The sequence below is a fragment of the Desulfosporosinus metallidurans genome (assembly GCF_001936615.1).
GTDB lineage: Bacteria > Bacillota > Desulfitobacteriia > Desulfitobacteriales > Desulfitobacteriaceae > Desulfosporosinus > Desulfosporosinus metallidurans.
Genome location: NZ_MLBF01000083.1, coordinates 1 through 12,321, shown reverse-complemented (window position 1 = coordinate 12,321; position 12,321 = coordinate 1). Strand labels below are relative to the sequence as shown.

Annotated in this window: 14 protein-coding genes; 12 read left to right on the top strand and 2 right to left on the bottom strand. The window is 36.9% G+C overall.

Translation table 11 applies throughout. The annotated features are described in order from the left end of the window. Positions 1-225 precede the first annotated feature (225 nt). Positions 226-543 (bottom strand): hypothetical protein, encoded by a 318-nt coding sequence (locus tag DSOL_RS24330; RefSeq protein ID WP_075367317.1) that lies wholly within the window; start codon positions 541-543, stop codon positions 226-228. A 161-nt stretch (positions 544-704) separates the two neighbouring features. Between DSOL_RS24330 and DSOL_RS24325 the strand changes: the two genes are divergently transcribed. From DSOL_RS24325 to DSOL_RS24295, 7 genes are all read left to right on the top strand, one after another. Next, on the top strand, positions 705-902 hold the full coding sequence (locus tag DSOL_RS24325; protein WP_075367316.1) for a hypothetical protein: 198 nt from the start codon (positions 705-707) through the stop codon (positions 900-902). A 46-nt stretch (positions 903-948) separates the two neighbouring features. Further along, positions 949-1,299 (top strand): hypothetical protein, encoded by a 351-nt coding sequence (locus DSOL_RS24320; protein ID WP_075367315.1) that lies wholly within the window; start codon positions 949-951, stop codon positions 1,297-1,299. A gap of 321 nt (positions 1,300-1,620) precedes the next feature. Continuing rightward, complete coding sequence (locus tag DSOL_RS24315; protein ID WP_075367314.1) at positions 1,621-2,211, top strand: recombinase family protein; 591 nt, start codon at positions 1,621-1,623, stop codon at positions 2,209-2,211. Between the two features lie 403 nt (positions 2,212-2,614). Continuing rightward, complete coding sequence (locus DSOL_RS24310) at positions 2,615-3,124, top strand: hypothetical protein (RefSeq protein ID WP_075367313.1); 510 nt, start codon at positions 2,615-2,617, stop codon at positions 3,122-3,124. Positions 3,125-3,490: 366 nt separating this feature from the next. Further along, positions 3,491-5,038, top strand: coding sequence for a cell wall-binding repeat-containing protein (locus DSOL_RS24305; protein ID WP_075367312.1), 1,548 nt, complete (start codon positions 3,491-3,493; stop codon positions 5,036-5,038). Between the two features lie 268 nt (positions 5,039-5,306). Beyond that, a complete protein-coding gene (locus tag DSOL_RS24300) occupies positions 5,307-6,830 on the top strand; it encodes a hypothetical protein (RefSeq protein WP_075367311.1) in 1,524 nt (507 codons plus the stop codon). A 163-nt stretch (positions 6,831-6,993) separates the two neighbouring features. Continuing rightward, entirely contained in the window at positions 6,994-7,641 is a 648-nt protein-coding gene (locus DSOL_RS24295) for a hypothetical protein (RefSeq protein WP_170871609.1), read from the top strand. 113 nt (positions 7,642-7,754) lie between these two features. Here the strand turns inward: DSOL_RS24295 and DSOL_RS24290 are convergent, their stop codons facing one another. Next, positions 7,755-8,093, bottom strand: coding sequence for a hypothetical protein (locus tag DSOL_RS24290; RefSeq protein WP_075367309.1), 339 nt, complete (start codon positions 8,091-8,093; stop codon positions 7,755-7,757). A gap of 101 nt (positions 8,094-8,194) precedes the next feature. On the opposite strand from DSOL_RS24290, the gene DSOL_RS24285 reads away from it, so the two are divergent. The 5 genes from DSOL_RS24285 to DSOL_RS24265 all read left to right on the top strand — a co-directional run bounded on the left by DSOL_RS24285 (position 8,195) and on the right by DSOL_RS24265 (position 12,040). After that, positions 8,195-8,602, top strand: a complete 408-nt coding sequence (locus DSOL_RS24285; RefSeq protein WP_075367308.1) for a hypothetical protein — start codon at positions 8,195-8,197, stop codon at positions 8,600-8,602. A 283-nt stretch (positions 8,603-8,885) separates the two neighbouring features. After that, positions 8,886-9,203 carry a nucleotidyltransferase domain-containing protein gene (locus DSOL_RS24280; protein WP_075367307.1) on the top strand — a complete coding sequence of 106 codons (318 nt, stop codon included), beginning with the start codon at positions 8,886-8,888 and terminating at the stop codon, positions 9,201-9,203. 411 nt (positions 9,204-9,614) lie between these two features. Next, positions 9,615-9,917: a hypothetical protein gene (locus DSOL_RS24275; protein WP_075367306.1), complete on the top strand. Its 303-nt coding sequence runs from the start codon at positions 9,615-9,617 to the stop codon at positions 9,915-9,917. 117 nt (positions 9,918-10,034) lie between these two features. Further along, positions 10,035-10,442, top strand: coding sequence for a four helix bundle protein (locus DSOL_RS24270; protein WP_235838986.1), 408 nt, complete (start codon positions 10,035-10,037; stop codon positions 10,440-10,442). Positions 10,443-10,981: 539 nt separating this feature from the next. Next, on the top strand, positions 10,982-12,040 hold the full coding sequence (locus tag DSOL_RS24265) for a PD-(D/E)XK nuclease family protein (RefSeq protein WP_075367305.1): 1,059 nt from the start codon (positions 10,982-10,984) through the stop codon (positions 12,038-12,040). The last annotated feature ends 281 nt before the right edge of the window (positions 12,041-12,321 follow it).

The window sequence follows — 12,321 nt, the reverse complement described above, 5'->3', positions numbered from 1 at the left end:
ATATTACGTTTTTTGTAATATATTTTTTTTGGTCACTGAAATTTAAAAATTCGTAATTAGTGGGGTGAATATGGTGATTAAGGAAAAGGTGAGGACGGAACTAACAATCAAACGCCTTCGCGTTGTCGTGTAGAAAATAAAAAACTGCTATACCTTGTGAGTACGCAGTCTCTTGCCTATTCCTAGTGCATGTGTGTCAAGGAACTGATGGGTAGACGGCTAGAGTCACTTTACTGATTTCAGTCTTACAATGTCTTCCCAGTTGCTTGCGGTAACGAGTTCTACCTTTGATAAATCTTTTCGCATAGATTTGACTTCACCACTTATTTCTGCTAATTGAAAAGACATGCTATCATGTTCTGCTTTGTTTACTTCGGCTATGTGCTCTAGTGCTTTCAGAATGCGTGTATTCTCTTGAACTTGGCTAGATAATGAATCAAATTTCTGGTCATGCTCTGAAAGCTTTCCAGCAATCCCATCAAATCTTTTATCAATCCTTTCAAAATACCCTAACACTAACTTTTGAAATTCTTCGTTCTCCATCTTAGAAAACCAACTCCTTCGAGTTCTTATTAATTCATTATACCACACCCATGGGGCTTAGTGGGGGCTTATGGTATAACCGTCCCGTCAACGCGAAGGCGTTTGATTGTTAGTTCCGTCCCTTTCCCCTTTATGGTACAATATCCAAAGGGGGCATAGCAATGAAAAAATCAGACTTTCACATGATGTGTGAAGAATGCGGTTCAAATGACATAGTGATATATCACAGTATCATAAAGTCTATGATTGGGTACTATTGTCCCGAATGTGGGGAAATATATATGTTTGATGAATACCCGAAGCTGGACTCGCATAATGAGGATTTAGAGAGATTGCGGAATGAATACGCCAAGAAATAGACGTAATTTGGTTGGTTCTACCCCCAATAGAGGAGAGTGGACGGCAATGGAAAATGATAAATTTCAAGAACTTATGATGAATCAGTTTGCTAAATTATTCAACGAAATTCAGACATTCAAAAAGGATATGAGTACTAATCTTGCAGGAGTAAAATCCGAATTATCCTCAGTAAAATCGGAACTAACCTCGGTCAAATCGGAACTAACATCGGTCAAAGAGTCCCAGGTGCGAATGGAGAGTGAGTTTGGACGGAAACTGGATGCACTCTACCACGATTTGCGTGAGTCTCAAAAACAATTTAACAGTGCTATCTCAACTGAAATTCGCAATTTAGCCACGAAGGTTGAGGAGTTGCAAATAGTATCAAACATACACGACGCAGTTTACGAGGGGTAAAATAACCAGGCGTTTTATCCTGATTATTATAAAAGTAGGAGTCTGAGGTTTTTGACCTTAGACTCCTACTTTTATGGCTCGATAAATTGAACGTAACCCCAATAATAAGAACTTAATGAGAGTGATATGAGGATTTGGAAAAAATTAAAGTAAATAAATTAGGTGTTTTTTAAATACCTAATTTACCCACACAATATTTACGAAAGAGCCTAGTTTAATGTCTCATTTGGGTTTACCCTCTTGATACACTTTGAATATGTTGATATGCTTGAGTATATAATGTCTCATATACATGTATCAAAAATAAAGGGGGAAATACGCATGAAATATGGATATGCTCGGGTATCGAGCTTGGAACAAGACCTTACTGCTCAGATAAACGCATTGAAAGAAAATTGGTGCGAAAAGATATTTAAAGAGAAGGTCTCGGGCAGGGATATAAACAAAAGAACACAGTTCCAACTGCTCATTGAAACTGTGAATAAAGGCGACTCTATTGTCGTTACAAAACTTGATAGGTTTGCTCGGTCTGCGAAGGATGCACTGAACACCATTGAGCTGTTGAACCAGAAAAGTGTGTCCTTAATTGTGCTAAACTTGGGCGGTCAGACAGTAGACACTACCTCGACCTACGGAAAATTTATGCTGACTGTTTTTTCGGCTATAAGTGAGTTGGAGGCCGACATGATTCGAGAACGCCAGAGGGATGGAATTATACTTGGGAAACTACGCGGGGTGTATCGAGGTAGACCCAAGAGGTATACCAACGCAAATAAGAGGCTACAACATGCTTTAGAGTTGTTTAGGGACAGAGACACAAATAAGATGACGGTCAACGATATTGCTGATGTTACGCAGGTCAGCCGAGCAACTATATACCGAGCGGTTAGAGAAAATGCAAACGAAAAATGACAAAAGATACTTATTGTTCGTTGCAGTAATAAAAATTTACTCAAATTCTGAACGAGACAAAATCAATACTATAATATGGATAGAGGGCTTGTCTATAAAGGGGGGGTTAAACAGAAATCATATTGAACACTCCATACAATATGTGCCTATTTTAAAATTTGAATGCGAAATCATTTTTCTCCTGTCAATTATTATTTACAAGAGTTAAAATATATGATATAATAGAAAGATTATTGACAAATTTTGAGCTTAGCAATATACTTTGAATAGATATATTGCTAAGTTTTTTTATTTAAAGTGAGAGATTGAAGTGGTTGAAAATTAATCTTTAAGAGCATAAAAAAGCGAAAGGGAATGAAAGACTTGAGAAGAACTGATAGGAGGAAATACAGGAGGAAATACAATGCTTTACTTTTCTAATATTAGATTACAAGGAAATATTTTAATTGAAAAATTTAGATTTGTCGCTAAATTCGCCTTTGTGAAAACTCTATTTGAAGAATATAATGGAGACGATAAACCAGAATGTGTTATCCAAGATATTACTTTCTTTGATATTAATAATCAGAAATTAGATATTGATTCTCTCGTGAAACGAAAGTTGAACGATAACGGTAACGAAAAACTAAAAATAGTATGGATGGTAGAAGAGATGGAGTTTTCGTTCACTTTCGCTTCTGCACGAATAAAGTACTTTGTCAACGAATCACAAGAGGCTGTCTTGGAAGACGACTTAGATATTGTAAGACAGAATATAGAAGAACTCAAGAAAATAGATGTAGATACAAAAAATGAAGTACTTCTACAACTTAGACTGGAAAATATTGAAGAAAATCTGAAGTTTAATCCATATCCACTAAATGAGTCAAAATTACGCGAAGAGAGGGCATTCTTGATTTCGGTTTTGCTATAAGGAAAATGTTAAAAGAAAATTACGGGGTCTGTTGTGGACAATGAAGCTAAGAAGGGATAACAACCCTTCTTTTTTGTTGCAAGTGCAGTTGGATGGGAGGGGTAGGTTTAGTAAACTTGCCCCTACTCATACGTCTAATATATAATCGATAGCAAGAGTAATCTATTATAATTGGTCTTCCAAATATGTTTCGTCTCAAAACAAATTACTAATAAAATTAGTAAAAAGTGCTGTTGCTGGAGAGTGAATTTGCATTTTCATAGGACTTTAGACCTATAATTAGAGAAAATTATGGAGATTTAGGAGCAAAAAGGCTAGAATAGTCACATGAAGAAGTTTCCATTCAAAGAAGAGGAGAGGTTACAGTTGTACAAAAAAAACATAGCAAGGCTAACACTTCCATTTTTCCTTATTCCCTTAACCTTTGGATGCACCCCTGCTCAGGCTCAGACAGCACAACCAGTGGTCGCAAATGTTCAAAATGTACAGATTCAAGGTGCTGTCGGTAATCGGCTCTCAGGTCAAGACCGTTTTCAGACGGCTAAAGCAATTTCCGAACAGGTGAACAGTGGAACCGTTCAAGACGTATTGATTACTTCGGGCAATAACTTCCCCGATGCACTTTCCGCAAGCGTCTTGGCAAAGAAACTCAATGCTCCAATTCTCTTAGTTGATTCCTCAACCAAATCCTCAGACGATGCCCTGAAATACATCATTGACCACTTATCGAAGACTGGGACAGTTCACATCATTGGAGGAACGGGAATTGTCAGCGGTGATTTTGAAACGCTCTTAAAGCAAATGAGTTCCAGCTATAACATTGACCGCATTGGTGGCTATGACCGCTACGATACGGATGTCCTGATTGCTCAAAAGCTCAATGTGGCTAAGAATACGCCCGTCGTGATTGCTTCGGGAGAAAACTTCCCCGATGCACTCAGTATTTCGAGTGTGGCGAGTAGTAAAGGATACCCGATTCTTTTAGTGGGTTCAAGTATGAGCCAAGGGGTTATGGACTTCATTACGAATGACCAACCGAGTCAGGTTTATATCGTCGGAGGAAATGCGGTAGTATCTGACAGTATCAAGGCTCAAGTGCAATCCCTTGCACCTAGTACCCTTATCACTAGACTAGCTGGGAATGACCGCTTTGATACTGCGGGGCAAATCGCTTCAACCTTTTCCCTTAATCCTAAAACCTTATATCTTGCCTCTGGCATGAACTTCCCCGATGCTTTGGCAGGAAGTGCGTTGGCTTCGATAACTGGAGACCCCATCATCCTGATTGACCCAACGACAATGGCGGTTCCTCCTGCAATTGAAGCTTATCTGAAGAAATTACACGATGCCAACATCCATCCGAACATTGTTTCCTTTGGTGGCACAGTCGTTGTTCCCGATGCCATCGTTCAAAACGTGGAGAACATCCTCAATGGGGTTGCTCAAGTAACTGAATTAAAAATGACCTCTACTTGGACATCTGACCCAGTAGCTAATATTAAAGCTATTTGCAATGAGTTGGGGTTGGAAAACGGAGGAACGGGAGCAAGCTTCGACCCAGTTCCGAAGTTTCCAGTGATTTCTGTAGTATCCTCAAGAGCCAACGATGGAACGGATGCCTATATCAATTTTTTAGCATGGGAACCTGTTACTCAAAATCAAACCCAAGAAGGGTATGGAAAAATCAAGCCTATCGCCAAAGAACTCTTTAGATTTTACAGTCCTACAGGATATACTCAGCTCTACAATATGGTTGATGCTTCTTGGGGTGGCAGTTATGCTTATAGTGGAAAAACTTATAATTTTGACAATAGAGAATATGGAATCAGAATCGATGATTCGTCCAATTCGCTAACGCTCTTTATTAGTAAGCCTGGACAGAAGTTGCCTCCGTTAAAAGGCGTTAATATGTAAGTCTAATATTCAGGGGGAGGTTTTAAGCCTCTCCTGTTTTTTTGCGGGGGTTAAGTAAATGTTTCTAATTAGTGCAAATAGTTTTTAGTCGCTATGATACTATTAACCAATCAATCAATCGTGCAAGAAAGCTCACTACTTCAGCCGTGATGATGAATTGTCCTTTTCAACCTTGATTAATATTCATAACATTGAACCTTATAGAGCATACAGTCTATATAATTCAAAATCTCCTTTGTGTACTATTGTCATAAAGGAGATGATAGTTTTGTCCAAAAGCAAAACCCCAAGCTATGTTTTAACGTTAAAACTTAACTTGAACAAACGAGATGAAGATATATTAACAAAACGATTCGAGATTGCTCGTAATCTTTATAATGCTTGTTTAAGTCAACTTTTAAAGAGACACGATAATCTTATACAGAGCAAAGCTTATCGAATATTAACAGCTAAGATTAATAAAGTCAATCAAAAGATATATAAGGATTCAAAGAATAAACCTCTTCCTGATTTGAAGGAGCAACAAGCCCTTTTATATAAAGAAATGAAGGAGCTTTATCGACAATTCGGCTTATCGGAATATCAGACACATGACTACGTTAAACTGATGCAACATCATTTTAAGAAGAGCATTGATTCAAATACCGCACAAAAGATTGCCTCCGAAGCTTGGGGAGCCATCAATAAGCTGTTAACTGATAATCAGACAAAGAAGGTACACTTCAAGAAATTCGGGGAACTAATGTCAGTTGAGGGTAAAACTAATACCGCAGGGATTAGGTATAAAAATAATCAACTTCAATGGTTGGGACTAAATATGTCTGTAATTGCAGGAAAAAATGATAGATATGCACAGGTTGCTCTCCTTGACAAAGTTAAGTACTGTAGGATTTCTCGGAAATGGGTAAAAGATAACTATAAGTACTATCTCCAGTTAATCCTAGAAGGAATACCTCCCGTTAAAGAAAAGCATGTTCTAGGAGAAGGTCGAGTAGGCTTAGATATCGGTACACAAACCATTGGTATAGTTGGTTCAAACGACGTAAAACTTATAGAATTAGCACCTAATGTCGTCAATATTGATAAAGAGATTAGAAGATTAAATCGTCATCTTGACCGCTCACGCAGAGCCACAAACCCAGAGAATTTCAACATAGACGGCACAGTTAAACGAGGCATAAAACTTCAGTGGGTTAAATCTAAAAAGTATTTAAGGATTCAAGGATTAAGGAGGCATCTCTATCGCAAGCAAGCCGACCTTAGAAGTTTAAGCCATAATATACTGGCTAATCACATACTTAGTTTGGGTAATGAAGTCTACGTAGAAGAAATGAATTTTAAAGCTCTACAAAAACGCTCTAAGAAAACGGAAAAGAACGACAAAGGTAACTTTAAACGCAAGAAGCGTTTCGGCAAATCCTTAGCTAAGAAAGCACCCGCTAAACTGTTAACGATATTAGACAACAAACTCAAATGGCAAGAGAAAAGACTTCGTAAAATTTCTACTAGAGATGTAAAAGCAAGTCAATACAATCATTTGAATCATCAATACCAGAAGAAAAAACTCTCTGAGCGTTGGAATGCTCTAATCTATATGGGTCAAGAAATCAAGATTCAACGAGATTTATACTCAGCATTTCTAATAATGAATGTAGATAAAACCTTAACTTCCGTAAACCAAGAGTTATGTACTCAAACCTTTGACAAATTCTTAACTCTTCATGATGAAGAAATTTTGAGACTAAGAAATAATGCCAAAAAAAATATCTCTAGTATGGGAATAGCGTCATAATATGGACTTAATAATTAAGCACTCTTTATTCTTTAGCGATTAACCAGTGAGCCTAAAAATAATGCGTCTTGAAACGGGCGTAAGCTACCGCTAATGGGGACAATGGTTTCCTTGGTAGTAAAAGTCTTGATGAACCAGATGAGCGTCTGTATGTTGTAACTACTTGTTGGCGAGAGTGCAGAAAAAGTCTAATAATCGAGAACCCCACGGCTTCAGCCGTGGGAGTTTCAGGGGAGACCCAATCATTCTGATTGACCCAACGACAATGGCGGTTCCTCTGGTCATTGAAGCTTATCTAAAAAAATTGTATGATGCCAACATCCATCCGAATATTGTTTCCTTTGATGGCACAGTCGTTGCGTGGACACCTGACCCCGTAGCTAATATCAAGGCTATTTGTGATGAGTTGGGGTTAAATAATGGAGGAAATACTGCGACTTTTTACTCAATTGCAGGAAACTCTAATATTCACATATTGAGTGTAGTTTCAATGCCTACAGGCACAGGAATGGATGGTTACATTGTTTTTAAAGCTTGGAACTCAGGAAATCAACAACAGCAAGAACAAGGTTATGGCAAAATTAAACCTATAGCTAAAGAATTGTTTAAATTCTACAGTCCTACTGGATATAGTCAAATCTATAACATGGTTGATGCTTCATGGAGTGGCAGTTATTCTTACACTGCAAAAACTTATAGTTTTGACAACAGGGAGTATGGAATTAGAATAGATGATGAATCTAATACACTTACACTGTATATCAGTAAGCCTGGGCAAAAATTGCCTCCGTTAAAAGGTGTGAATATGTAGTTCAAAAAGCAGGAGAGGCAGATTACCGCCTCTCCTGCTTTTTGCTGTGGGGGTTAAAGGGATGTTTCTAATTTTGGCATATAGGTTCTAGGTTCTAGGATGCCATTAACCCCCTAACCCGAATTTCCCTCTAATTTTTCATAATACCCATACGGTTGAATGCTTTCAAGTTCTTTAAATCCAACAAACTGTACTTTATATACTACTCCGTCAATTTCATAGTCCATAAATCTATCGTCGTTTGTAGTTTTACTTTTCTCATCATCATAAAGAGCACGTAGATTCTCTAAACACAAAGCAACAACACCATTGTGTAAGTCGTTAGGATAGATATATATATTAGAATCAGACACTTTCATTTTGATTGTATTGTTATTTTTATTGATTTCTAAAAAATGTTCTAATGCTTTAGATTCTATTTCATTTTTGGGGCTACCTTCGATATATTCCATATTTAACTCCCTTCTCTTTAGTGTTTTTCTATAATATGCAGGAAGTTTTACTTTATTTTTTGGTAGCTGTAAAATAGAGAAAACATAACATGGAGGATACGATGGAATTTTTTGCTACCCAACCTCATCCTTTTAAGGAAATAAAAATTATTTTAAGTGAAGAACGATTATTTGAAAAAAGAAATGCGATAAGGATGGCTCAGGACTTAATACGACTAAATATAGATAATCCCGAAGTAGAAGACGTACAAATACATATCTTTTTAAAAGAGATTAAGGTTTTTGGCGATAAAGCATGTTTTTCTAAATATAGGAAAGGGGAATATCCTTATTTTTATATATACAGAAATGATTGCGGAGTGATTAATTTCAATGAGAGAAAGCTCACGTATGGACTTAATAATATAATAGACGAAGTTAACCAGGGTGAGCTTTATGGTGGAAATGTAAAAAGAATGGTGAAAAAATTTAGCGTTATATGGGATAACATAAAGATTGTTTTGATTTGAGAATTATGGTTACGAGTTAAGGTAGTTCAGTGCGAGAGGTAAGGGGAGATAGTCCAAGGATACCTTACCCCTTACCCCCTAATTCCCTCCATCAACCCCGCATATCATCAATAATCTCCAACTATAATACCAACACAGTAAGTTAAAATGGGGTTATTTTTTAACAGATTAACTAAGTAATCAATCTAAAATCGTATAGAGCAATCTTGCGATAGTTGGCGAAATGAATTATGGGAAAATATTGAAAAGTGTATTATAATCTAATGGGAGGTGTTAAGTTAAAATGAATTATCAAACGCCTATTGAAAAGTTTAATCATTTACTAAATCTGGCATTAAATCAAGAACTGGTTTCTACAATACTTTTTGGCTCAGTCGCCAGAGGGACAGATACATCAGAATCCGATATTGATATTTTAGTAATTGTAACAGAGGATAATTTGGGAATTAGAGATAAAATTATCGAATGCGTCTTTGTTGTAAATCTAGAATTTGACGTTCTAATTTCTCCAATTATTATGTCTAATAATAATTATAAAAACTCTTTGTTTCAAGAAACATTACTTTATCGAAACATACAAGCGGAGGGGGTTATGCTTTGAGCGAAGAGTTAAGCATTTGGCGATTAAATAAGGCTGAAATTAGTAATAGTCTAGTAGTACATATTGGAAAGGTTCAAGGGGCGGGGACTGGAATATAGGAATCTTTTATTTATCCGCTTAATCATTGCTTTAACTCAACATAGCTATTATACGTATATTTTCAACCAGGGAACCCCCTGGTTTTTTATTGCCTTTTCCTGAATTATTGTAGGAATCTCTCGAATCAAATAGCCATTGTATTTAGAATCTTAGACCTAGAGCCAAAATACTTAGACCAAAATAACTCTAGAACCTAAAAACTAAAACCAATCCCTACCCACAATCGTTCGACCTCCTCGAACCGTTTTTCTGCATACAACCCCCTTGCCAAAATTCTATAATGATATTAAGAAAGGGGGGTGAGTAAAAAAGTTGGACATACGAACGTTAGAAAACATTGAGAAGGCCATCTTTAGGGCATCTCTTGAGAATAATTCAGACATCAAAGAGTTAGGTAAAATGTATTCAACCCTGATAATGATTAGATACGAAGTTCTGGAGAAGTTGTCTGAAGAAGATACTACGATTGAGGAAGTCGGTGAAATGTGGTTTAAAGTGACTGAGAGCATTCTAAATGTGAGAATAATGATACGAGAGCAAAAAGGGCTAGATATAAGCCAAGATGTAGAGGACATGGAGATGCTATGGAAGAATTGGGGGAGTTCGCTGGAATAAGGTTCTAGGCCTGGAGCATTGGGTATTGGTTCAGGTTCTTGGCATTAGGCACTAGGTCTAGGTTCAAGATTATTCCTATCAACTTTAATCCAAATTACTAAGAAAGGTGGTAAACAATTGAGCAAAGATAATATCCCTGAAAACGTATCGATAAAAGATTTTAAACAACTGACAGTTTGGCAAAAAGCAATGGAGTTGTCCGATGAGGTCTATCGAATAGTACGGGATTTTCCTGATTTCGAAAAGTATGCCATGACTTCTCAGATTGTAAGAGCTACAACATCCATATCAGCAAATATAGCTGAGGGAAATGGACAACTATATGATAAAAAGCAATTCAGTTTCTTCAATAATGCACTAGGAAGTGCAAGTGAAGTAAGAAGTTGGCTTGACCAGGCATTTAGAAGGCAGTATATTGATGAAGCTACTTTTCACCGACTGGATGCGATGACAACCGAGGTAATTAAAATGATTCTTGGGTATATGAAAAGGCTAAAGGCGATGGTGTACAGCGGGAAGGAATAAGGGCTTGTAGGTGATGTTGAGCTTCAAATAGTCTTGTTGGATTATAAAATATATGGGCATGAGTTGGCACAATAAGTCAATTTACGATAAATGTATAGGGTGTGCTGGCTTTCTACAATAAGTCAGCACTTTTTTAGAGTAAATTTTTTAAAGCAAATAAATCTTTACGAGATATTGTGGCTACTATTGGTCGTGGTTCGCCTCCACCAAATAAGCACTCAATAATTGATACAATTAATTGACATAAAAAGTCCAGCATTGCTGGGCTTTTCGGCGTTTTAGGGCAGATTGAGCATCGTTCAAAGCGGTGCTTTTTTGTTTTTTGCACCCTTTTCGTTAAAAGATGCACCCCCCTTGGGGACAAGTCCTACCTTTCGTTAAAAAGTATAGGAATCGTTAAAAGGTTTGAGGAATCGTTAAAAAGTATAAGTTTTTGTTGGTTTATAAAAAAATATTTAATTTGCAGGATTCTAAGAATAAACAAAGAAATTAGTAAATAATGGTATGGTTTTTGAAATTGCTATTTAATGAGGTGACACATGGCGTTATTCAAAGATATTCATGCCTTGCTTAGAAAAGGCCAGTCCAGCATGTATGAAGATCTATTAACTGAAGTTTTTGCAGATATGTTTAATGAAAATCATTTATTCGTAGGTTTTCTAAAGGCGTTCTTAGAAATACCTCTTGTCAACCCGCATAATGTAAGTATCGATACACAAAAAACGTTCTTAAAGTTAAACACACATGATACCGATAGTAGACCAGATTTAGTAATTCAATTCCGAGAAGGTGACAAGAAATATATTCTATTCTTTGAAAATAAGGTGGAATCCCAGGAGGGGTATACCCAATTGGAAAGATATGCTGACCATCTTAAACCGTACTATGATGACGGTTATATAACCTTCCTGATTTACGTAACCCGGTATGACGATCCCAAGGATGTTGATATTATCTTTCGAAGTGGGGTTACTGCAAAATTCGTTCAGCTAAGATGGTACAAAATTTATAATTGGATAAGGAACCATAAAGATTCATATCTAAATAGAGTGATAGAGTTTATGGAGGAGATAGGGTTGAACGAAAGTAGAAAGTTTTTACCACAAGACATATATGCGATTCAAGAAATGAGCAGACTTCAGCATATGATGGACGAATGCCTCGACGGTACCGTCGATGATAAAATGACAAAACTATTTGAAAAAGCTACTGGCTGGTCGAATAGATGCGTACAGTTAAGAGATAAATACAGGTATTATAAAATAACTGATCAAAACAATGGGACATGGGTAGGATGTGGCTTTCATTTAACCGAAGATGAGTATCCGCTTGTTTGCGTCCAATACGAAGTAAGCCCAACATGTAATAAAAGAAAAGAAGTAATAAAGGCAATGAATGAGTTTCTAGGTAATAATCCTGAGTGGGAGGGGTATGACCTCGATGACAATTCAAAATGGTCTGGTATAAGCTTTGACAAATCTTTACTGAGTTTCTTGGCGGAACAAGACCATATAGTATCAATTCAAAAGTTTTTCATTGAGAAGCTTCAAGAACTTTATGTATTGAAGCAACAAAATCTGAAGTTGGGGTGGAAGTAGCTTAAATACCTTATTTAGAATTATGTTTCCGTGGACAAGGCACGTGGAGACCGTCGTAAGTATGAGAAAATGCACAGTATGAAATCGGCTTGTAGCAATAGCTCTGGGGTTTGGGCGTAAATCGTTTAACAATTCTATAGGACCAGGATTGACCACGGGAACATATTTATAGGGCTAGGTTTAGGTGGTTTTAAGGCATAGGTAGAACGCGGGAACATGTTAAGTATGTAATTGTTTCCAGTAGTGTTGGTAATTATTGTTGTAGATATTTGAGCTCGGAT

Coding starts and splice junctions, on each gene's coding strand:
- DSOL_RS24285 (WP_075367308.1), top strand. CDS start 8,195: ATGGAATTTTTTGCTACCCAACCTCATCCTTTTAAGGAAATAAAAATT.
- DSOL_RS24330 (WP_075367317.1), bottom strand. CDS start 543: ATGGAGAACGAAGAATTTCAAAAGTTAGTGTTAGGGTATTTTGAAAGG.
- DSOL_RS24265 (WP_075367305.1), top strand. CDS start 10,982: ATGGCGTTATTCAAAGATATTCATGCCTTGCTTAGAAAAGGCCAGTCC.
- DSOL_RS24325 (WP_075367316.1), top strand. CDS start 705: ATGAAAAAATCAGACTTTCACATGATGTGTGAAGAATGCGGTTCAAAT.
- DSOL_RS24320 (WP_075367315.1), top strand. CDS start 949: ATGGAAAATGATAAATTTCAAGAACTTATGATGAATCAGTTTGCTAAA.
- DSOL_RS24280 (WP_075367307.1), top strand. CDS start 8,886: ATGAATTATCAAACGCCTATTGAAAAGTTTAATCATTTACTAAATCTG.
- DSOL_RS24310 (WP_075367313.1), top strand. CDS start 2,615: ATGCTTTACTTTTCTAATATTAGATTACAAGGAAATATTTTAATTGAA.
- DSOL_RS24290 (WP_075367309.1), bottom strand. CDS start 8,093: ATGGAATATATCGAAGGTAGCCCCAAAAATGAAATAGAATCTAAAGCA.
- DSOL_RS24315 (WP_075367314.1), top strand. CDS start 1,621: ATGAAATATGGATATGCTCGGGTATCGAGCTTGGAACAAGACCTTACT.